Below are 21,514 nucleotides of genomic sequence, written 5' to 3' on the forward strand. Positions count from 1 at the left end.
ATATTTTAGCATGAGCAGAGACAATAATAATTCAGGAAAACCTAAAAGACCAAGAGTTTCAACAAGAAATTCCGGAAGTTCTCGCGCTCCTAAATCTGGAAATTCTTCAGAATCAAAACCTTTCAAAAAACCTTTTTCTAAAAGTAGTGACAAGAGTTTTGGCCAAAAAGATAGAGATGAAAATGGCAATTCAAAATTTGAGAAAAAGCCTTTCAGCAGAAGTGATAGAGATACCGACTCTAGATCTTTCAACAAACCTGATTCTAGGAGAGGTGATACAAATTTTGAAAGCCGTGGTGATGAAGATCGCAGCTCAAAACCTGGCAGAGAGCCTTACATTACTTCACAAAACGAAGGCAGAGAAAGAAAAACATTTGGTGGTAAACCTGTTTCTAAAAGAGGTGGGCCAAGAGATCCTGATGCCAAAGACAACAAAAGAGGTAAATACGAAAGAGGCAGCTTAAAGTACGGTAAGAGACCTTCTACCGGAAGCGACAGAGATGAAGACAGAGCAAAATCTTTTGTACAGAAAAGAAGATTAAATAAGATTGAAAAGGATATCCATAAAGATACCATTCGTCTTAATAAATATATCGCAAACTCAGGGATTTGTAGCAGAAGAGAAGCTGATGATCTGATTGTTCAGGGCTTAGTTGAAGTAAACGGGAAAGTAGTAACTGAAATGGGTTACCAGGTTGAAAAAACTGATAAAGTAGTTTTCGACGGACAAAACATTACTCCAGAAAAACCAGTTTATGTACTATTAAACAAGCCAAAAGGTTATATTTCTACTACAAAAGACGATAAAGCAAGAAAAACAGTAATGGATCTTGTGGCAAATGCTTCTCCGTACCGTGTTTTCCCAGTTGGAAGATTAGACCGTTCTACAACGGGTGTTATTCTTTTAACAAATGACGGACACATGACGAAGAAACTAACGCACCCATCTTTTGACGCGAAAAAAATCTATCACGTAACGTTGGATAAAAAATTAACCAATGAAGATATGAAACTGATCGTTGAAGGGATTCGTTTGGATGAAGGAATTGCTACAGTTGATCAAATTTCATTCATTGAAGGTAAGCCTAAAAATGAGATCGGAATTGAAATCCACATCGGATGGAACCGTGTTATCAGAAGAATCTTCCAAAGATTAGGATATGAAGTTGAAGCTCTTGACAGAGTAACATTTGCCGGATTAACGAAGAAGAATATCAAAAGAGGACACTGGAGAATTCTTACAGAATTAGAAGTGAATAACTTGAAAATGCTTTAATTAAGCTAAATTTTAAGTTTTTAAAAATAAAAAAGACGTTGAATTAATTTTCAACGTCTTTTTTTAGCAATTAGTTTGTCATTTAGAATGACAATATGTGTATTTTAAAGACTATCCCAAAACAGTTACTCCTTTCTGAAGCATTTCGAAAATAGCATCTCTTGCATTATCCGGTTTTACGTTTACAGCACGCGTTCCGTTGAAATGCAGACAAGTTACATATCCGTTGGCTACAGCATCAGTACATGTAAATTTCACGCAATAATCCATTGCTAAACCTACAATTTCCAATAATTGAATTTCGTGATATTTTAAGAAGTCATCCAAACCGGTTTTCATAAAGTGATTATTGTCCTGAAAACCGCTGTAAGCATCAATTTCAGTATTTTTTCCTTTTTGAATAATGTGAGTTACTTTATCTCTGTTCAGATCTTTATGAAATTCTGCTCCAAAAGTCCCCTGAATACAATGATCCGGCCACATAAACTGTGGAACACCATTCAAAATAATGCTTTCCCCAACTTTTTGTCCGTTGTTGCTTGCGAAACTTTTATGATTTGCAGGATGCCAATCCTGAGTAAGAACAATTTGATCGTATTCATTTTCTTCCATCAGAAGATTGATGTAAGGAATAACCTCGTTAGCTCCAGGAACTGCCAATGCACCGCCTTCACAAAAATCATTCTGTACATCTACTATTATTAACGCTTTTTTCATATTTAGATTTCTCGAATTTTTGATAAATATATAAAAACTACTATTCAAAAAATTGTCCAAAGATTAATTATCGGACAAAACGGCATTTAGATTAATAATTTTTGACTGAGATTTTATGGATACAATAAAGGTTATCAATCGCAAAGACGCAAAGGTTGATGAAAAAATGCTGTTGTAAGACGCAAGGATTTTATCTTCGATAAAATTTGTCCCGTTATAGATGAAAATCTTCGATTTTCTTGTGCCTTAAAGCAGTGTCAAGATTAAAAACCTTTGCGTCTTTGCGATTCTCCAACAAAACAACATCTTTGTTTAATTATAAAAACAATCACTATTTCACTTTCGGGATATAAAACAAATACCAATAGCTTATCTTTGCAGCAAATAAGTATTTTTATGTCATTTGAATCGTTAGGATTATCACACAATATTATTCATTCTGTTAAAAAATTAGGGTATTTAAAGCCGTTTCCAATTCAGGAGCAGGCGATACCTGTTATTTTGCAGGGAAAAGATCTGATGGGAATTGCGCAGACAGGTTCCGGAAAAACGGCTTGTTTTGTGATGCCTATTTTAGAAAAACTACAAAATGCAGAGGTTAAGAAAGACCGTAATATTCAGGTTTTAATATTGGTTCCTACACGTGAATTGGCGATTCAGATTGATGAAGTTTTCAGAGCTTTTACAGACAATTTAAAGCGTGAGATTCGTACAATGGCTGTTTATGGCGGCGTTTCCATCAATCCGCAGATGAAAGGAATGTTTGGGGTAGAAGTTCTTATTGCAACACCTGGTCGTTTATTAGATTTGATCGATCATAAAGCGTTGAGCATCTCAGGAATCCAACATTTGGTGATTGATGAGGCAGACAAAATGTTTCAGTTAGGTTTTGGAGAAGAAATGAATAAACTTTTCGCTCAAATGCCTGTTATGAAGCAGACGACTTTGTTTTCTGCGACTTTAGATGATAAAGTTTCTGAAATGAAGGAGCGTTTATCAATCAATCCGACATTAATTGAGATCAAAAAAGAAGAAGTTGAAATTGATAATATCGAGCAATTGGCTTATCATGTTTCTCCGGAAAATAAAGGTCCATTCTTGCGTTATTTAATTAAAGAAAAGAAGGTTGAAAAAGCATTGATTTTTGTTTCCTCTACAAAATCTGCAGATAATTTGGTTGAAAAACTAAAGAAAAATAAAATTAAAGCAGTAGCGATTCACAGTCAGAAATCGCAGGGTGCTCGTAGAAATAATTTGGAAGAATTTAAGGTAAATGGTGCGCAAATTTTGGTTGCTACAGACTTAATCGGTCGTGGTATTCACATTGAATCTTTGCCTTGTGTTATCAATTACGAACTTCCACGCTCGCCTTTAGATTATATTCACAGAATTGGTAGAACGGGTCGTGCAGGCGAAAAAGGAACTGCAATTAATATTCTGACGGATGACGAATTGCAGCATTTCAGAGTTATTCAAAAGAAAATGGGCAAGAAAGTGACTTTACAAAGAACAGAAGGTATTAATTTACATGGTTATTAATCCTTTAATTTAAATAATAAGAGCTTCAATTTTAATAGAATTGGAGCTTTTTATTTTAACCAAAAAAGGTACAAAAGATCAGCACACTAGTATTTTAAGCTAATTAACAAACTGCAAGCAAGAACACATTAGCTTAAAAATCTTTGATTTTTATTCTTTTGAGAACTTCTGTTTTCTGATAATTAAAAATTGGTTAGATATCCAAAAAGCTTTTGTTTCTTTTGTGATTAAAGGCATTTACTAAAGTAAATTATGGATTCTTACTTTATTAATTGTAATAAATACAATTAACGCTTTTTTCATTTTAAATTCTCGAATTTTTGATAAATTAGCAAACGGCAAAATTCAGAAACTGTCCAAAAAATTAATGATCGGACAAAACGGCAAAATTAAAAATTAAAACTAATAGAATGAGCAATTTAGAACAGAAAAGGTTTCCAATAGGCGAGTACCAACAGCCTGAGAACATCTGTGATATCAAACTTGATGAATATATCAAAGTCATCAAAAACTTCCCCGAAAAGCTTAAAAAATTAATAGAAGATCTTTCTGACGACCAACTAGATACTCCTTACAGAGAAGGTGGCTGGACGGTAAGACAGCTTGTGAATCACATCGCAGACAGCCATATCAACAGTTTTATCCGTCTTAAATTGGCATTAACGGAAGACAATCCAACCATCAGACCTTACGATGAAGCGAAATGGGCAGAACTTCAGGACAGCGTAAATATGCCGATAAAACCCGCAATGAGAATGATAAAAGGAACGCATCAAAGGTGGGCTGCATTGCTTAAAACTCTTACCAATAAACAGTTTGAAAGAACTTTTCATCATCCTGAACAAAACCAAAATTACGATCTGAGAAATTACCTTGCTCTGTATGTCTGGCACTGCAACCATCATTTTGCTCATATTGAAAATTTGAAGAAAGAAAAAGGTTGGTAAAAAAGAGTCTTCATAATCGGATTTATTTTGAGGAAATTATTAATAGAATTTCTAATCTTGACGAAAATTCTCCCAGAAAATGGGGGCAAATGTCTGGTGCCCAAATGCTGAGACATTGTGATCTCGTTCTTCAGGTTGCTTTACAGAAAATCATTCTTCCGGAAATTAATATTTTGTTTTCAGCTGTAGGCATTCTTACAAAATTCGAAATGCAAATTTTTAATAACGGAATTCCCCGAAACATGCCTACTTTTCAAAAACTAATCGTTAATTTTGAATGTGATTTTGATGAAGTAAAGAAAAGTCTCCTGAAAACACTGGATGATTATTGGTATGCATTTGAAAACCATAAACTAGCTCATCAGCACAGACTTTTTGGTAAAATGAAGGAGAAAGACTGGGGGTTTTTAGAGTATAAACATCTTAATCATCACCTTAAACAATTTAATGTATGAGTTTTTTTGATAAAATATTTGGCGGAAAAGAAGAAAAACAAGAAGAAAAATCTTTTTGGAACAAGATAGAATCTGAGGAAGATTTAAAAAAGGCTATTGAAAATTCTTCTCAGCATAAGATTGGGATATTCAAACATTCGACGAGTTGTTTTATCAGTAAAACTGTATTGAAAAACTTTGAAAAAGAAATAGAAAATACCGATGAAAAAGTAGATTTGTATTTCTTAGATTTGTTGGCTTACAGACCTATCTCCAATAAAATAGCAGAAGATTTGGGAGTAAGACATGAAAGTCCGCAATTTATCGTCATAGAAAACGGAAAAGCAATTAGCAATGCTTCGCATCAGGATATATCTTTAAGCCAGATCCTCTAATGAAAAATATTAATAATTATTTATCTAAAGTTTTAAATGTTCCGCTTGAAAAAGTGAATATGTGCAGCCTGCACTATGAAGTAAAGAAAATTCAGAAAAATCAATTTATTTTACAATACGGAGAGGTTTGTAGACACATTTACTTTGTAGAAAAAGGCCTTTTGAAGATGTATTCTATCGATAAAAACGGAAAAGAACACATTATACAATTCGCTCCTGAAAGCTGGCTGATTTCTGATAGAAGCAGTCTTTATTTCAATGAAAAATCAATTTACTATATAGAAGCTATTGAAGATTGCGAGGTACTTTTATTACATCCTGACTTCATCAGTAAATTGGTAGGTGAATTCCCGAGCAGTCTTGGAAAAAGTGATGTTTTAGTTCAAAAACATATCAAAAGTCTTCAAGACAGAATCAATTCTTTATTGGGAGAAACCGCAGAAGAAAGATACATGAAATTCATCAAAATGTATCCTGATTTGTTACTGCGAGTTCCACAATGGATGATCGCTTCCTATTTGGGAATCACTCCTGAAAGCTTAAGCCGTGTAAGAAAGGAATTGGCTAGGAAAAATTTCGTTCCGGATAATAAATAATTTAGCTGGAAGAGGGAAGTTAGAAGCTCGAAGTTTTTGGAGTATTTAACTTCCAACTTCCTGCATCCATCTTCCTAACTATTAAATTCTCTTCGCTAAACTTCCAATTTGCCTTAATTTTAATTGAATATCTTCCGACCAAGGCAAACCAATACAAAGTCGCATACAATTTTCAAACTGATCCTGTAGCGTAAACATTCTTCCGGGCGCAATACTTATATTTTCTTTTATTGCAAGATCATACAATTCTGTTGTTCTAATTTTTTTATCAAATTCTACCCAAAGAGAAAGTCCGCCCTGTGGCCGGCTGGTTTTTGTACCTTCAGGAAAAGATTCTGCGATGGTTTGGACATAATTTTGATAGTTATTTTGCAGGGTTTTTCGAATCTGCTGAAGATGTTTCTCGTATCTTCCGGTCTTTAAAAAATTAGCAACGGCTTCATTTACAATCGATATTGATGAAGTAGAATGGAGTAGTTTTAGCTTTAAAATTTTCTCTTTATATTTTCCGGGAACAATCCATCCAACGCGATAACCCGGTGCCAATGTTTTTGAAATTGAACTGCAATACAAGACATTTCCTTCTTTATCAAAAGATTTACAGCATTTCGGACGGTTCTGTCCAAAATAAAGATCTCCATAAACATCATCTTCAATCAAAGGAATATTATTTTCTGCGAGAAGTTTTACGACTTCTTTTTTGTTTTCATCAGACATACAGCTTCCCAATGGCGTATTGAAATTGGGAATTAATAAACAGATATCAATTTTAGGAATTACCTCTTTTAAAGCTTCAATTTCAATCCCGTGAGCAGGGTGGGTGGGCAATTCTAAAACTTTCAATCCAAAACCTGCAGCTAATTGTAAAATCCCCGGATAACACGGACTTTCAATGGCAATCGTATCTCCCGGCTTTCCCAAAGCCATCAAACAAAAAGATAGAGCATTCATTCCGCCGTTTGTGGTCACAACATCATTTTCATTAAAATTTCCGCCCCAAGACAATGATCTTAGGGCGATCATTCTTCTTAACTTTAAATTTCCCTGAAGTTCTTCATATTCAGCGCCACCGGATTTTAATTCTCTTGTTGCATTGATGATTTCTTTTTTAAGTTTAGCCTGAGGAAGCAAATCTCCAGACGGAATCGCAATAGAAAAAAGCGTAAGATTATTTTTACCCATATTTTCATAAACCTTGCTAATCAGCTCATTGGGTTCGTTATTATTGGCGATCAAAGACGGTCGGCTCACTTCGGGAAGCGGAAGTTTAATTGAAAGTAACTGACTTACAAAATATCCGGACTGTGGCTTAGATTCTATTAAAGACATCGACTCCAATTCCAGAAAGACACGTTTTGCCGTATTCATGCTGATTTGATGTTCTTTACATAAAATTCTTACTGACGGAAGTTTATCTCCGGCTTTTAAAACTCCGTTTCTGATCTGAGAAGCAATTCCGTTGGCGATTTCTGTATATAAAAATTCTTTATTCATATTTTCTAACTGTGCTCATGCAAATATACAAAACTGAGACTGTGCTTACTGAATTAACTTCTATAATTTTGACACATTAAATAAAACCAAAAATAAAATGATGACAAACACAATATCAAAAGATCAAACAGTTAACGGCTGGATCAACGGTTTCATAGGAGTTCTTTTGTTCAGCGGTTCTATGCCTGCAACCAAACTGGCAGTGTATGATATGAGTCCGATTTTTGTAACAATTGCCCGTGCAGCAATCGCAGGTTTACTTGCTTTAATTGTACTTTTAATTTATAAAGAAAAACGACCAACTAAAAATCAGTTATTTCCTTTAGCTTTAGTATCGATAGGTTGTGTGATTGGTTTTCCTTTGCTTTCGGCATTGGCTTTACAATATGTGACATCGGCTCATTCTATTGTATTTTTAGGAATGTTGCCTTTAATGACAGCAATTTTCGGAGTAATTAGAGGAGGAGAAAGACCGCATCCTGTATTTTGGCTTTTCTCAATTATTGGAAGTCTTTTGGTGATTGGTTTTGCCATTTCTCAAGGAATTTCGGCTTCTCCGATTGGCGATATTTTAATGTTGGCAGCTGTAGTTTTATGTGGATTGGGATATGCTGAAGGTGCTAAACTTTCAAAAACCTTGGGCGGATGGCAGGTAATTTCTTGGGCTTTGATTCTAGCTTTACCTTTAATGATTCCTTTATTTTTCATCTATTTTCCTAATAATATTGAGACTGTAACCACCGGAGGATGGCTTGGGTTGGCTTATATTGCCTTGTTCAGCATGTTTATCGGCTTTATATTCTGGTACAAAGGTTTGGCTCAGGGCGGAATTACAACGGTCGGTCAGTTACAATTATTACAGCCGTTTTTCGGATTGGCATTGGCCGCATATTTTCTTCACGAACCTGTAAGCACTGGAATGTTGGGTGTTACCATTGGAGTTATCCTTTGTGTAGCGGGTACAAAAAAGTTCGCGAAATAGAATATTTCATTAAAATAATTAATTATACGCTTCCAAAAGCTTAATTCAACTACAAATCAACCCCATTTATACACTTAAATGGGGTTAATTGTATCATTTTGTGAATTTTTTAAGAGAAAACATCAAATATGGTTTAAAATTTGTTTGACAAAAAAATAATTATTGATTGATAAAAAATTGGCGTAAATTCTACAATAGAAACTAAGAGACTTAAAACTAGTACATATGAAAACCATAAGCTGTATGAACATTGATATGGAGCTTCTTCGCACCTTTAGTGGAGAAACTAAAGAGTATAAAAAAGGAGAAATAATTTTCAGAGAAGGAGACCATGCACTTTATTATTTTCAGATTGAGGAAGGGAAAGTAAAACTGAATAATTACAATGGTGACGGTAAAGAATTTATCCAGAATATTTTTGGAAAAAATCAGAGTTTTGGAGATTCTATGCTTTTTTTGGAGAAGTTTTACCCCATCAATGCCATCTGTCTGGAAAGTTCCAAAATCATAAGAGTTCCCAAGCACAGCTTCCTGGAATTATTAAGAATACATCCCGAAATATCTTTAGGAATGAATGCCTGCCTTTCGCAAAGACTTTATTATAAAATTTTAATGACGCAAAATATGTCTTCTACCAATCCTATCTTAAGATTAAAAGGATTAATGGAGTATTTAAAAAGCTATTACGAAGATGATTGTCAGCACTGTTTTCACATAGAACTCACGAGACAGCAGATAGCTAATTTAACCGGATTGCGTGTAGAAACGGTTATTAGAGTTCTGAAAAGGATGGAAAAAGAGAGTCTCCTTAAAATCGTAAACCGAAAAATATTATATTGAGCCTATTTAAACTTTTATTAACCACAAAAGGGACAAAAGTTATTCGAATAACTGACTTTTATCCAACTATTAGAAAACAAAGTTCTCAAAAGAATAAAAATCAAAGATTTTTAGAACTAATGTGTTCTTATTTGCGGTTTATTAATTAGCTTAAAATACTAATGTTTTGTCTTTTGTATCTTTTGTGGTTAATAAAAGTTTAAATAAGTTCATTAAGAACATGACCCAAGTCATAAAAAAGTGAAATATAATAGCATAAATTGAAGTGTAGAATTATCATCAATTTTGATATAAAATAGAGGACTCAAATTACTCTAAAAACACCGATTATGTAAAGATCTATCTGATTTGTTTTAACCATGAATACTGAAAAAATGGATCATCAGAAAATATTAAAATCACTGGAAGCAAGTCATTTTATTAAAATTATAAATAACGGAAATTGGTTCGAAAGTCACGCTATTATTTACGCAAAAGAAATAAAAGACACGATATTTTTATTATTTGTAGTTTCAGAAAGCGAAGGAAAAACAGAAGATATCAGAGCTTTGATTGCACAATTTGATGATGTTGGCAATATCGGAAAACATGAGCCGGAACAGATTCTTTTTTATCTTTCAATCAGGAAAAAAAATGATCTGCATTATTTTGAAAAATTCATGAAAATTTGTGATTAAAAATAATTAATAAAACACTAAGCATAAAAAGAAATTAAAAAGTAAAGGTTCCCAAAAATGAGTTGATTCTCATTAAAATTTTAAATTAAAACACCAATATAAATCACTTAAACCTTAATTACTATGAAATTTCAACAAAACCTACTCGAGTATATCAGTCGTTCATTAATGAGCGTTAATGAGTCTATTTCAGTTGTAGAAAGCGTAACTTCTGGGTGCCTTCAACTTGCTTTTTCACAAATGCCAAACGCCTCATTGTTCTATAAAGGCGGAATGACAGCTTACACTTTACCCGAAAAAGTAAGATTATTAAGCATTGATTCAGATGAAGCTGAAGAATGCGATTGCGTCTCAGAAAACATAGCAGAAACTATGGCTTTAAATGTCGCAAAACTCTTTGAATCCGACTGGTCAATTGCCACAACAGGCTACTGTACGCCAATACGCAATTCATTATATAAAATTTTCGCTTATTTTTCATTTTCATATAAAGGTGAAATTGTTCTGACTAAAAAATTAGAATTACACCCCAAAACACAAGCCCTGAATGCTCAATTATATTACACCGAGTTTATTTTAGGATGCTTTAAAAGCGAAATGAATCAATTATTAATCCTAAAATAATGACCACTTAACTATCCTACTATATTTGAATTAATGATAAAACCATAATGTATTTTATGGTTTTATTTTTTACTATTCGGCTTCGATTTCATAATTGAAAAATAAGAAGATGTAAACGCAGAAAGACTCTGATAACCAACTTTAAACCCAATTTCACTCAGTGTAAACTGTTTCATATCAATTAATTCAACGCTTTTTAGAATTCTTATCAATTGTAAATATTTTTGGAGTGTAATTCCCGTTTCATGTTTGAAAATCCGCTGTAAACTTCTTACCGACATTTGTGCTTTTTCGGCTAAAAGATCAATATTCAGATTATATTTAAAATTTGAATTGATATAGTTGCAAACAGGAATCAATCGGACATCAGTCGGAACAGGAATCTCCAAATAATTGCTTTCCTTACAAAAGTGAGGAAGGCTTTTTAAAATAGCTTTAAAAAATATATCCTGTTCATCATCTTCAGTTAAAATTTTGTTCCATTTTGAGGCATATAAAAGCATTTCCCGCAAAACGGGAGGAATCGCAAACACTTGAACATGTTCATAAAAATCTTCTTTAAAGGAAGAATTAAACAAAAAAAGCATCAATTTTACCGTTTTCGCTTCTGAAGTAATACGATGAGGTTTACCCGAAGGAATCCAGATTACATGATTTTGAGGAACCAGATAGATCTTCTGATCAATATGAAAATACTGGTAGCCTTCTTCCACATACGTTAACTGGGCGCGCTTGTGGGTATGCTCATAATCGTCATGTTTCCAATTTTCTTCGCACCAAACATAGGCTTCTTTCTCGATGGTATCGATAAAATGACTTTCTTTTTGTTCAGTCAAACCGCATTTCAATTTGTCGTTCTGCATAAAGTTTTTGGCAAATTTAATAAAAACGTCATTACTAAATTTGTATTATAAAAATATATCTTATTCAGAATGAAAAAATTAGGTTCTCTTTTTGTATTACTCTTATTACTAAAAATCACAAACATCATGGCACAAGATAAAGCTAAAGTATTGGTTTTGATCCATTCAGACAATGGCGGAACGTATGAACTGGCCAAAGAAATCGCCAAAGGAATTGAAAGCGATAAAAATGCAACGGCAATTATAAAGCAGGTAAAAACATCTCAAAATCAAAAATTAAAAGACATCCCTGTTGCAACAGTGGAGGAGCTTCCAACGTATGACGGAATTGCTTTCGGTTCACCCGTTTATTTCGGAAATATCAGCACCGGAATGAGCGAATTCTTATCTAAAACAGTCAATCTTTGGACCAACCACTCGCTGGAAGGAATGCCGGCAACGGTTTTCATGTCTGCGGGAAGCGGAGCCGGAAAAGAATTGGCTTTGCAGGCTTTTTGGAACAGTCTTACCGTTCACGGAATGGTTATGGTTTCTAACGGAATTCGTGGGACAGAAAGCATTAATAAAGCGATTCCGCAAGGAAACACGGTGTTGGGAGTAACAAGCATGGCTTCTTTGAAAGATTTTGAAAGACCTACAAAAGACGAAAGAAATCTTGCCGAACTTCAAGGAAAAAATTTCGCAAAAGTGGCGCTAGCTTTAAAGGGAACATTTACTAAAAAAGCAATGACCACGATTGAAAAGTCTGTTAATTTTAATGAAACGTTGAAACAAAAAAATATTACTCTTCCTCAGGTTCCAAAACCTGCAGGAAATTATAAGCCCTTTGTGCGCTCAGGAAATTTGGTTTTCATCAATCAGGTTGCTTTGAAAGACGGAAAAATCTTAAATCCTGGAAAATTAGGTGTTGATGTGAATGAACAACAGGTAAAAGATGCTACAAGAGCAACGATGCTGAATGTTTTATCAGTCTTAAATGAAGCTGTTGGCGGAGATCTAAGCAAAGTAAGACAATGTGTACAGTTGACTGGGATTTTCAATACCAAAGATGATTATACAAAACATGCCGATTTGATGAACGTCGCATCCGATCTTACCGTTGAGGTTTTTGGAGATAAAGGAAAGCATGCAAGAGCAACATTAGGCACTTCATCAATTCCCGTGAATTCTTCTGTGGAAATACAGGCTATTTTTGAGGTTGAATAATTAAGTTAAAACATAAAATTAAGAAATACCAATTGCAGGAATTTGATCATTAAAAATTCCTGCAATTATTTTTATACTCTGTTCCAATTGTTCTTCGGAAATAGAACCATAGCTTAATCTAAAGCCGTTTACGACTTCATTAAAACTAAATTGTTCAGGGTGAATTATTTTAATATTTTTGTCTAATAATAAATTAGTTACGATATCCCAATTTAATTTTACTTTAGGAACGATCCAGAAAGCAAGACCTCCTTCCGGTAATGTAAAATCTGCAGTATTTTTCAAATGCTTTTCCAAAAGTGCGTACACAAAATCTCTTTTATTTTTATAGTGAATTGTTGCTTTCTTAATATGCTTTTTCACAGCCCCATCTTTGATTAATTGTAAAACGGCCTGTTCCATAATCACATCGCCTTGTACATCAATTATTTTCCGCAAATCACCGATTTTCTTTAATAATTCCTGATTTTTGGTCACCAAATATCCAATCCTCAAAGCCGGAGCAACTACTTTACTCATTGTTCCAACATAAACACTGTTTTTTAATTCTGGAAAACTGGAAATTGGCAGGATAGGACGGTAGCCGAAATGAAACTCATTATCGTAATCATCTTCAATGATCGTAAAGTTATATTCGTTTGATAATTCAATTAATTTTAATCTTCTAGCCAAACTTAAAGTAACCGTTGTAGGATATTGTCTGTGAGGAGTTAAATAAATTGCTTTTATATTTTTATTTGTCTTTAAAAGCTGAGTAATATCTTCTACAATAATTCCGTCTTCGTCTACGGAAATAGGTAATAATTTTGCTCCTGCATATTCGAAAGCATTCCACGCAGGTTGATATCCCGGATTTTCTACGATTACACAATCACCATTACTAAATAGACTCTGAGCCGTTAAAAACATCGCCATTTGGCTTCCTCGGGTAATAGAAATATCATGTTCATTATGATGCATTCCACGCTGATGATTAAGCATTTGAGAAATCGCTTTTCTGAATTCAAGATCACCATGTTCACTGCTGTAGCCCATCATTTGCCATTTTGCTTTTCTGTTAAATATCTGGCGGTAGGCACGGGCCAATTCGGCAACCGGAGCGATTTTACTGTCGGGATGTCCGTCATCAAAATTGATCAGTAAGCCATTATTAATTTCAGTTTTGTATTCATCTTCTGATTCATTTTTATTGAATCTTGCCTTTAAAACAGGCAATTGATCCGATACAAAAATCCCTTTTCTCTCTTTTGAAATCACCCATTCTTCATTAATTAAAACCTGGTAAGCTTCTACGACCGTATTTCTGTTGATTTTTAGCAATAATGCCAAATTACGGCTTCCGGGAAGGGCAACTCCAGATTGTAACCTGCCTGATTGTATATCTCCAATAATCGTATCGGCGATCTGTAAATAGACTGCTTTATCAAGTTTTTTATCGATCTCAAATTCTAATTTCCATGGACGTAACATCTGGACTACCTATTTATGTAAAAACTGAATCATTTAAACAGTCCAAATATAAAATAATTTTGTATCACAATAAAACAACAACAATTAAATATTTAAAAATTATGGACACTAAACAATTCAGTTCAAAAGATTTCCACGAAACTTTTGCAAGACCAAAGTATGTAAAACCAACTCATTTAATTCACAAAAACGTAGAGAATGAAGGCGAGCACAATCAATTTTCAACAGAAAGAAAACATCCTGTGTTCTTTGTTGATCTTCCAAGTAAAAATGTAAGCATGACCATCGGAGGTTTATTGCCGGGACAGCAAACCAACAAACACCGTCACACCTACGAAACCGTTTTATACGTCATCGAAGGAAAGGGCTGGACAGAAGTTGAGGGTGAAAAAGTAGAATGGAAGGCTGGTGATGCCGTTTATATTCCCTCTTGGGCTTGGCATAAGCATCAGAACCTTAGTGAAACAGAATCTGCAAAATATATCGCCTGCGAAAATGCCCCTCAATTACAGAATTTGGGCGTTGCATTAAGAGAAGAAGAAGGCAGAGACCTTTAAATGAAATAATAATTAAAATTAAAATTAAAAATCAAAATTACATGAAAGATGTTCCATTTAAAGGGATCATAGCGTATCCGATCACGCCTTTTGATAAGGAGGAGAAAGTTGATATTCCGTTGTTCAAAAAGTTGGTTGAAAGATTGGTTGTTTCAGGAAACCATGGAATTGCTCCATTAGGGAGCACGGGAGTTTTACCGTATCTCTCTGATGAAGAAAAAGAAGCCGTAACCGAAGCCACCATACAACAGGTTAATGGCAGAATTCCAACATTGGTTGGCGTGTCTAATCTTACGACTGAAAAAACTATCCATCACGCTCAATTTGCAGAAAAAGCCGGAGCCGATGCCGTAATGATCATCCCGATGAGCTATTGGAAATTGACAGATGATGAGATCCTTACGCATTATGATGCTGTTGCCCGTAAAATTTCAATCCCGATTATGGCTTACAATAATCCGGCAACGGGTGGAGTAGATATGTCTCCGAATTTATTAAAAAGATTATTGGAAATTCCCAACGTGACGATGATCAAAGAAAGCACGGGAGATATCCAGAGAATGCATTATCTGAGAAAAGAATTGGGAGAAGACGTCGCATTTTATAATGGATCAAATCCATTAGCTTTGGCGGCCTTTTCTGCGGGAGCAAGAGGTTGGTGTACTGCCGCTCCGAATCTTATTCCGGAATTGAATATTGGTTTGTACAATGCCATTGAAAATAATCAGCTTCACGAAGCGCAGGATCTTTTTTATCAACAAGTTGAATTATTAAAATTCATCGTAGCAAAAGGGCTTCCAAGAGCCATAAAAGCAGGATTAAATATTTTAGGTGAAGAAGGAGGAAATCTAAGAAGTCCTTTGAAACCTCTAACAGAAAGTGAAACAGAAGAATTAAAAAATATTATTAAAACCCTTAAAAATTAGTCAAAAATGAAAAAATCAGTTTTTTATCATGCAGGTTGTCCTGTATGTGTGAGTGCAGAACACGACATTATTAATCTTATTGGAGCCGAAAATGTAGAAGTTGTTCATTTAGGAGAATTTAGAGATAAAATTTTCGACGCTGAAAATGCAGGTGTACAATCTGTTCCGGCTTTGGTTACTCCAAATGGTAATGTATTGCACATCAATTTTGGAGCATCAATGGAAGATGTTAAAAAGTAAAAAGAATAGGCTGCCTCATAAAAAGGCAGCCTATTTTAATATTAAAAATTATAAACTATACAGTTGCATTTCCTTCCACGCCATCGGAATTATCCGTTGTTTTTCCTGTAACGGCTGCAGCTACGAAACTAAAGAGACTTACGAGTTTTCCAACTTTTGTGTCCCAATAATAGGTTTCCGTTGGTTCTACACGAATAATTGAAACTTTGGGATCATCTTTTCCATCTTCAAACCATGCGTTGGCCATAGACGACCATTTGTCTTCAATAGTTGCTTTATCTTTGTAAACAGTTGCTTCTCCGAATACAGAAAGATATTGATAGTCACTATTATTCATGAAAAATAGCTGAACTCTTCGGTCTTCTTTTATTTCAAAATTTTTGTTGCTGTCATCACTGCTGATGAACCAAAGATTCCCTTCATCATCGGTTTCCTGTAAACCCATCGGTCGTGAATTGATAGGAAGAGTTTCCAATTCGGTACAAAACATACAAAATTTTGCACTTTCGGACAGTTCTTTGATTTTCTTAATTGCTTCTAGATGTGTAAGATTTTCTGTTGACATAATATAATATTTTAAGTGATTTAGTTTTAAATAAGAATAAAATCAATTAGTATTAAACAATAAATTGATATTAATTATCAATTCAAAAACCTGACCAAAAAAAATCAAACTCATTTATATTTGAATAAAAATTCCATTATATTTTTTTTACTATTTTTAAAGTAATGATTATGGGGTTATTCGTTACTCTTAACAAACAACAGCAATTAAAAAAGAAGATTAATGGAAAATTATGCAGTTATTTTAATGATTATGGCTCTGATGATCGGAGTGTCTGGTTTTGCGGGAAAAATCAAAATTCCTGTACCGATGCTTCTTCTGGTTGTCGGAATTTTAATCGGTTTTATTCCTGCAATGCCGGAAATAGAGATGAATCCGGAAATTATTATGCTTCTTTTTCTGCCACCTTTGCTGTATGATGCGGCTTTTAATATTTCTTTTCAGGATTTTAAAACCAATATGAATACCATCGGGACATTAGCGATCGGATTGGTATTTATAACAACAGCAGGAATTGCGGTTTTGGCGCATTATTTAATTCCCGGAATGACTTGGCCGTTGGCGTTTGTATTAGGTTCAATTCTTTCTGCGACAGATGCTGTCGCCGCAGTTGGAGTCACAAAAGGGCTCGGACTCCCTCATAAAACCGTAACCATATTGGAGGGTGAAAGTTTGATTAATGATGCTTCAGCATTGGTTGCCTACCGTTTCGCAATAGCTGCCGTAACCGGAATAGCCTTTGTAACCTGGAAAGCATCTTTAGAATTTCTGATGGTTTTGGGAGGCGGTTTTTTGGTGGGTTGGGTTGTTTTTAAAGCATTATTACTCACGATTAGATTCTTCCGTTCTGATGCGATGGTAGTCAACAGTTTGATTTTATTAATGCCTTTTGTGACATATCTTATTGCGGAACATTTTAAAGTTTCCGGAGTGATTGCGGTCGTTATTTTAGGATTAGGAATGTCAAAATTGAGTCGAAACAAATTCCCAGATCACGTGAAAGACCAATCCCGTAATTTCTGGGACATTATTATTTTTTTACTGAATGGTTTGATCTTTTTATTGATCGGACTGGAATTTCCTATTATCTTAAAGAAAATGCCTCAGGCACAAGTCTGGACGCTTGCAGGTTATTCTGCAATTATCGTTTTAGTAACTTTATTGATCAGAATGGCGCGTGTTTATCTGCAACAATTTAATCTTCAGAAAGCTTTTCAGGGAAAACGTAAAATTAGTGAAGAAGCCTTGTTTGATTCTAAAACAAGTTTTATCATTACATGGTCGGGAATGCGGGGAATTGTCTCTCTGGCAATTGCTATTGGTATCCCTGCAACATTAGAGAATGGCGAACCGTTTCCTATGCGCAATGAGATCATTTTTCTGTCTGTTGTGGTTGTTTTAATTTCCTTATTGGGGCAGGGCTTGACTTTACCGTGGATCGTTAAAAAGTTCAAATCATAAACTGATTAAATCTATTTTGCCTAATTTTGATCTATGCAGATTTCTCCGCCGAAACATTTAGCATCTTACATTAAACATTATATTTTCCTGGAAAATTCTGAGGAAGATATAAAGAAATTAAGACTGTTTACAGATGGTAATACGGGACTTATTTTGTCTGCTAATATTAATCTACAAGATCTTTCCGGAGATCAACTTCCGCTTTCATTTTTTTACGGACAATTAACTCAATATAAAGATCTTGTTGCTAATGGTTCGTTTTCTTTAATGGCTGTTGTTTTTCAACCTTATTTTTTGAATATTTTACTTAAAATTTCAGCAAAAGAAGTTCAAAATCAGATTGTGTCTGTGGAAGATGTTTTAAAAAATGAAATGCAGATTTTTCAGGAACAGCTTTTTTATAAAACTGATCCTAAGTTAATTATCAATGATTTAAATATTTATTTCACAAAGTTTTTGTCTAAAATAATCAATTCAGATTATGAACTTATACAGGCAACTCAACAATATATTATTCAGAATAAAGGCATTGTCACGTCAAAAGAATTGGAACATTTCACAGGGTATTCTGAACGTCAGATTGAAAGGAAATTTCAACGGTATATGGGATTATCTCCCAAAAAATACAGCAATATTGCGCGTCTTCATTATTTTCTAAGCTTAATGAAGACAAATAATAATGAAGAAAACATTACAGGTCTTTCTTACAATGCAGGCTACACAGACCAATCTCATCTTATCAAAGAATTTAAAAATAATATTGGACTTACACCAAGTGAATATTTAAAAACAGAAAATAAATTGGCGGTAAATTTCATAGAGCTTCATTCAAAATAATTGATGTCGGTTTTTTACAATTTTTAGATCTTTGGCTATCATAAATTTGTAGAAAAAAAAGATGATCAATCTTAAAATTTCAACAGCACAATTTGAAAATAAAAGTGGTGATAAAGACTACAATCTTTCCGTAATAGAAAAACTTTCCGGAGAAGCAGCTTCTAAAGGTTCTCATGTTATTGCTTTTCACGAATGTTCAATCACGGGATATACATTTGCCAGAAAACTCAATAGAGAACAACTTCTGGATGTTGCAGAGCTTATTCCAGATGGAAAAAGTATTCAAAAACTAAAAGAAATCGCGGAGAATTATAACATTACCATTTTAGCAGGTCTTTTTGAAAAGGATGAAAATGATAATCTCTTCAAAGCCTATGTTTGTGTAGATAAAACAGGATTAGTTACAAAATATAGAAAACTACATCCATTTATCAATCCCAATCTTACGCCAGGAAATGAATACTGCATTTTTGAAATTCATGGCTGGAAATGCGGCATTCTGATCTGTTACGACAATAATATTATTGAAAATGTAAGAGCTACAAAATTGTTGGGAGCAGATATTATTTTTATGCCTCACGTTACGATGTGTACGCCTTCCACAAGGCCGGGCGCAGGTTTTGTTGATCCAAAACTCTGGGGAAATAGAGTAGCAGACCCAACCTCTTTACGTTTAGAATTTGATGGAATGAAAGGAAGAGACTGGCTGATGAAATGGCTTCCTTCGAGAGCTTATGATAATGCAGCTTATGTTATATTTTCAAATCCTATCGGAATGGATGACGATCAACTGAAAAATGGCTGCTCGATGATCATTGATCCTTTTGGCGACATCATTGCAGAATGCCGCTCATTTGATGATAGCTTTGAAACCGCCGTCATTACTCCTGAAAAACTTACCCAGGCTGGCGGATATCGATATATTCAAGCTCGAAGACCTGAATTATATAAAGATATTATTGGGATGGATCATTTGTCTGAGCAAAAGGTGGTTTGGATTGATTCTAAGAATAATTAAAAAATACATTATTTATATCGAAAGAGCTTAAAATTTACTTTAAGCTCTTTTCTAAATCACTCCAAGCGCCACCATTGTAAACCTTTTTAAAGCCTTTTTCTTTAAGAATATGTTCAACTTTTACACTTCTGAGTCCGTGTGAACAGACGGTGATATAAGTTTTATTTGAATCCAGCTCTACATATCTTTCTCTGATCTCTCCTAAAGAAATGTTCAAAGATCCATCGATATGTCCCATTGCATATTCTTTTTCTGTTCTTACATCTAAAATGACGGCTCCGTTTTTAATTAGCTTATCTAAGCCATTCTCCAACGTTTGGTATCTGTAAATGCGATAAACAACATACACGGTAAGAACAATTCCGCAAAAAATTAATAGGTTTCTCATAATTTGCTTAATATTTTATAATCAATATAAAATGTTCCAAACGGAATAAAACACGCCAAAAGTATCTTCCAGGTTGTCTCTTTAAACTTCCAATGTTGCTCTACACCTACACTCAGCGTATTGAAAAGAAAAAGCAGAAATAGAGTTCCATGAATAGGTCCCATCATTTTAACTAAAGCAGGATTTTCCATTCCGTATTTTAATGGAACTGCGATGAATACTAAGGTTAATAAAGAGATTCCTTCCAAAATAGCAAGAATTCTTAATCGTCCGATTTTTGTTTTAAATAAATTTATCATAATTATCTGAAATAAGGTCTGTTAGCAAATGGAGAAAACGGCCACGGAATGGCTATGAAAATAATGATCAAGGCAATCGTATACCAGATTAACATGGTTTTAAATTTTTCTTTATCGGTTTCTTTTCTTTTCGTTAATGCCGAGCCGATCGTAATTAAGACAATAGAAAATAACATGAGAAAAATGTGAATCAATCCGAAAAATAAGAGATCAAAAGATTCTTTTGCAGTGCTGAAGTTGTTCCAAAAGTATTTAACGATAGGGCTTTGAGAATATAAAGTGATTCCTAAAATTAATTGAACATGGGCTATAGTTGCCGTCCAATGTCTTACCGAATCGTCTGTTTTTGAAAATTTATTATTAGAAAAATACCCTTTGTAAGCGATATATAAGGAGGAAATAAGGCTTAATAAAACCAGCCAACGAAATGTAGAATGCAAAAAAGTAAGTGTTTGGTACATCTTTTCATTTTTAAGATGTAGCAAAGGTAAAACAAAAACATACTAATTGGTATGTTTTTTAATAAAAAATTATCTTAATGAATCAAAATAAGACTTAAGTTGCTTTAAATAAACAAGATAAATTGATTTTGAATTTTCTAATTTTCCCAAATTTCTTATTCCCCAGTATCCGGACATCACAAAAACAGCAACTCCTTTTGCATTAACATCCTGATTTACCTCTCCATTTTCTTTTCCTTTTTCAATAGCTTCAATCATTGCGTTTTCCCATTCTGAAGAAAGCTTATTCAGTGCTTTGGTAAATTCAATATTCCAGGGAGCCATTTCCTGTGTAAAATTGGAAGTGGGGCAGCCGTATTCAACTTTTAAAAATTCATTTTTCATCAGAATATTTTCCATCAGATCATAAATCGTGTCTAAGGGATTCTCTGAAGATTGAAAAGGATCAATAAAAGTATCCTGAAAAGTAGATCTCATCAGCTCATTGATGATCGCCAAACCCATCTCATCTTTAGTTTTAAAATGATAATAAAAAGCCCCTTTTGTAACCTGAGTGGTCGCAATAATTTCATCTACACTAGTGGTTTGATAACCTTTTTCATAGATTAATTCAAAGGCTTTTCGTAGAATATTTAAACGGGTTGCTTCCGATTTTTTCATAAGATACTGACTTGTATTTTATACAAAGGAACAACTTTTTTT

General features: G+C 34.0%; 26 protein-coding genes. 17 read left to right on the forward strand and 9 right to left on the reverse strand.

The window, feature by feature from the left end; translation table 11 throughout:
* Nucleotides 1–337: 337 nt before the first annotated feature.
* Nucleotides 338–1,276, forward strand: a complete 939-nt coding sequence (locus SB689_RS02200) for a pseudouridine synthase (protein WP_410691279.1) — start codon at nucleotides 338–340, stop codon at nucleotides 1,274–1,276.
* 111 nt (nucleotides 1,277–1,387) lie between these two features.
* Here SB689_RS02200 and pncA read toward each other — a convergent pair whose 3' ends face one another.
* Entirely contained in the window at nucleotides 1,388–1,993 is a 606-nt protein-coding gene (gene pncA, locus SB689_RS02205) for a bifunctional nicotinamidase/pyrazinamidase (RefSeq protein WP_410690489.1), read from the reverse strand.
* Nucleotides 1,994–2,389: 396 nt separating this feature from the next.
* Between pncA and SB689_RS02210 the strand changes: the two genes are divergently transcribed.
* The 5 genes from SB689_RS02210 (at nucleotide 2,390) to SB689_RS02230 (ending at nucleotide 5,904) form a co-directional block, all read left to right on the forward strand.
* Nucleotides 2,390–3,532 (forward strand): DEAD/DEAH box helicase, encoded by a 1,143-nt coding sequence (locus tag SB689_RS02210; protein ID WP_410690490.1) that lies wholly within the window; start codon nucleotides 2,390–2,392, stop codon nucleotides 3,530–3,532.
* A gap of 410 nt (nucleotides 3,533–3,942) precedes the next feature.
* Nucleotides 3,943–4,479, forward strand: coding sequence for a YfiT family bacillithiol transferase (locus SB689_RS02215; protein WP_066758676.1), 537 nt, complete (start codon nucleotides 3,943–3,945; stop codon nucleotides 4,477–4,479).
* Complete coding sequence (locus tag SB689_RS02220) at nucleotides 4,473–4,934, forward strand: DUF1569 domain-containing protein (protein ID WP_410690491.1); 462 nt, start codon at nucleotides 4,473–4,475, stop codon at nucleotides 4,932–4,934. The genes SB689_RS02215 and SB689_RS02220 overlap by 7 nt, the downstream gene beginning before the upstream one ends.
* A complete protein-coding gene (ytxJ, locus tag SB689_RS02225) occupies nucleotides 4,931–5,308 on the forward strand; it encodes a bacillithiol system redox-active protein YtxJ (protein WP_410690492.1) in 378 nt (125 codons plus the stop codon). The genes SB689_RS02220 and ytxJ overlap by 4 nt, the downstream gene beginning before the upstream one ends.
* Entirely contained in the window at nucleotides 5,308–5,904 is a 597-nt protein-coding gene (locus SB689_RS02230) for a Crp/Fnr family transcriptional regulator (RefSeq protein ID WP_410690494.1), read from the forward strand. The genes ytxJ and SB689_RS02230 overlap by 1 nt, the downstream gene beginning before the upstream one ends.
* 81 nt (nucleotides 5,905–5,985) lie before the next feature.
* On the opposite strand, the gene SB689_RS02235 is transcribed toward SB689_RS02230, so the two are convergent.
* Nucleotides 5,986–7,398, reverse strand: a complete 1,413-nt coding sequence (locus tag SB689_RS02235) for a PLP-dependent aminotransferase family protein (RefSeq protein ID WP_410690495.1) — start codon at nucleotides 7,396–7,398, stop codon at nucleotides 5,986–5,988.
* Nucleotides 7,399–7,495: 97 nt separating this feature from the next.
* Here SB689_RS02235 and SB689_RS02240 point away from each other — a divergent pair, with 97 nt between their 5' ends.
* The 4 genes from SB689_RS02240 to SB689_RS02255 all read left to right on the forward strand — a co-directional run bounded on the left by SB689_RS02240 (nucleotide 7,496) and on the right by SB689_RS02255 (nucleotide 10,521).
* The gene (locus SB689_RS02240; RefSeq protein ID WP_410690496.1) at nucleotides 7,496–8,380 is read left to right on the forward strand and encodes a DMT family transporter; all 885 of its coding nucleotides are present in this window, start codon (nucleotides 7,496–7,498) and stop codon (nucleotides 8,378–8,380) included.
* A 225-nt stretch (nucleotides 8,381–8,605) separates the two neighbouring features.
* Nucleotides 8,606–9,220: a Crp/Fnr family transcriptional regulator gene (locus SB689_RS02245; protein WP_410690497.1), complete on the forward strand. Its 615-nt coding sequence runs from the start codon at nucleotides 8,606–8,608 to the stop codon at nucleotides 9,218–9,220.
* A gap of 359 nt (nucleotides 9,221–9,579) precedes the next feature.
* The gene (locus SB689_RS02250; RefSeq protein ID WP_410690499.1) at nucleotides 9,580–9,897 is read left to right on the forward strand and encodes a hypothetical protein; all 318 of its coding nucleotides are present in this window, start codon (nucleotides 9,580–9,582) and stop codon (nucleotides 9,895–9,897) included.
* 123 nt (nucleotides 9,898–10,020) lie between these two features.
* Entirely contained in the window at nucleotides 10,021–10,521 is a 501-nt protein-coding gene (locus tag SB689_RS02255; protein ID WP_410690500.1) for a CinA family protein, read from the forward strand.
* A 62-nt stretch (nucleotides 10,522–10,583) separates the two neighbouring features.
* Here the strand turns inward: SB689_RS02255 and SB689_RS02260 are convergent, their stop codons facing one another.
* The gene (locus SB689_RS02260) at nucleotides 10,584–11,384 is read right to left on the reverse strand and encodes an AraC family transcriptional regulator (protein WP_410690502.1); all 801 of its coding nucleotides are present in this window, start codon (nucleotides 11,382–11,384) and stop codon (nucleotides 10,584–10,586) included.
* 69 nt (nucleotides 11,385–11,453) lie between these two features.
* On the opposite strand from SB689_RS02260, the gene SB689_RS02265 reads away from it, so the two are divergent.
* Nucleotides 11,454–12,590: an Atu1372/SO_1960 family protein gene (locus tag SB689_RS02265; protein WP_410690503.1), complete on the forward strand. Its 1,137-nt coding sequence runs from the start codon at nucleotides 11,454–11,456 to the stop codon at nucleotides 12,588–12,590.
* 18 nt (nucleotides 12,591–12,608) lie between these two features.
* Here the strand turns inward: SB689_RS02265 and SB689_RS02270 are convergent, their stop codons facing one another.
* Nucleotides 12,609–14,060, reverse strand: a complete 1,452-nt coding sequence (locus tag SB689_RS02270; RefSeq protein ID WP_410690504.1) for a PLP-dependent aminotransferase family protein — start codon at nucleotides 14,058–14,060, stop codon at nucleotides 12,609–12,611.
* A gap of 101 nt (nucleotides 14,061–14,161) precedes the next feature.
* Between SB689_RS02270 and SB689_RS02275 the strand changes: the two genes are divergently transcribed.
* The 3 genes from SB689_RS02275 to SB689_RS02285 are packed head-to-tail and all read left to right on the forward strand — an operon-like array spanning nucleotide 14,162 to nucleotide 15,783.
* On the forward strand, nucleotides 14,162–14,617 hold the full coding sequence (locus SB689_RS02275; RefSeq protein WP_410690505.1) for a cupin domain-containing protein: 456 nt from the start codon (nucleotides 14,162–14,164) through the stop codon (nucleotides 14,615–14,617).
* A 41-nt stretch (nucleotides 14,618–14,658) separates the two neighbouring features.
* Nucleotides 14,659–15,543, forward strand: a complete 885-nt coding sequence (locus SB689_RS02280; protein WP_410690506.1) for a dihydrodipicolinate synthase family protein — start codon at nucleotides 14,659–14,661, stop codon at nucleotides 15,541–15,543.
* A gap of 6 nt (nucleotides 15,544–15,549) precedes the next feature.
* On the forward strand, nucleotides 15,550–15,783 hold the full coding sequence (locus SB689_RS02285; RefSeq protein WP_410690507.1) for a thioredoxin family protein: 234 nt from the start codon (nucleotides 15,550–15,552) through the stop codon (nucleotides 15,781–15,783).
* Nucleotides 15,784–15,838: 55 nt separating this feature from the next.
* On the opposite strand, the gene SB689_RS02290 is transcribed toward SB689_RS02285, so the two are convergent.
* Nucleotides 15,839–16,348, reverse strand: coding sequence for a pyridoxamine 5'-phosphate oxidase family protein (locus SB689_RS02290; protein ID WP_410690508.1), 510 nt, complete (start codon nucleotides 16,346–16,348; stop codon nucleotides 15,839–15,841).
* A gap of 222 nt (nucleotides 16,349–16,570) precedes the next feature.
* Here SB689_RS02290 and SB689_RS02295 point away from each other — a divergent pair, with 222 nt between their 5' ends.
* From SB689_RS02295 to SB689_RS02305, 3 genes are all read left to right on the forward strand, one after another.
* On the forward strand, nucleotides 16,571–17,809 hold the full coding sequence (locus tag SB689_RS02295) for a Na+/H+ antiporter (protein WP_410690510.1): 1,239 nt from the start codon (nucleotides 16,571–16,573) through the stop codon (nucleotides 17,807–17,809).
* Nucleotides 17,810–17,842: 33 nt separating this feature from the next.
* Entirely contained in the window at nucleotides 17,843–18,646 is an 804-nt protein-coding gene (locus SB689_RS02300) for a DUF6597 domain-containing transcriptional factor (RefSeq protein ID WP_410690511.1), read from the forward strand.
* A gap of 61 nt (nucleotides 18,647–18,707) precedes the next feature.
* Nucleotides 18,708–19,664, forward strand: a complete 957-nt coding sequence (locus SB689_RS02305; protein ID WP_410690513.1) for a nitrilase family protein — start codon at nucleotides 18,708–18,710, stop codon at nucleotides 19,662–19,664.
* A gap of 34 nt (nucleotides 19,665–19,698) precedes the next feature.
* On the opposite strand, the gene SB689_RS02310 is transcribed toward SB689_RS02305, so the two are convergent.
* The 4 genes from SB689_RS02310 to SB689_RS02325 form a co-directional block, all read right to left on the reverse strand.
* Nucleotides 19,699–20,052: a rhodanese-like domain-containing protein gene (locus tag SB689_RS02310; RefSeq protein ID WP_410690514.1), complete on the reverse strand. Its 354-nt coding sequence runs from the start codon at nucleotides 20,050–20,052 to the stop codon at nucleotides 19,699–19,701.
* On the reverse strand, nucleotides 20,049–20,351 hold the full coding sequence (locus SB689_RS02315) for a DUF3817 domain-containing protein (RefSeq protein ID WP_410690515.1): 303 nt from the start codon (nucleotides 20,349–20,351) through the stop codon (nucleotides 20,049–20,051). The genes SB689_RS02310 and SB689_RS02315 overlap by 4 nt, the downstream gene beginning before the upstream one ends.
* A 2-nt stretch (nucleotides 20,352–20,353) precedes the next feature.
* Complete coding sequence (locus SB689_RS02320; RefSeq protein ID WP_410690516.1) at nucleotides 20,354–20,812, reverse strand: hypothetical protein; 459 nt, start codon at nucleotides 20,810–20,812, stop codon at nucleotides 20,354–20,356.
* 69 nt (nucleotides 20,813–20,881) lie between these two features.
* Nucleotides 20,882–21,472 carry a TetR/AcrR family transcriptional regulator gene (locus SB689_RS02325; protein WP_410690517.1) on the reverse strand — a complete coding sequence of 197 codons (591 nt, stop codon included), beginning with the start codon at nucleotides 21,470–21,472 and terminating at the stop codon, nucleotides 20,882–20,884.
* Nucleotides 21,473–21,514 lie beyond the last annotated feature (42 nt).

The sequence above is a fragment of the Chryseobacterium sp. SIMBA_038 genome, from assembly GCF_046535115.1.
GTDB lineage: Bacteria > Bacteroidota > Bacteroidia > Flavobacteriales > Weeksellaceae > Chryseobacterium.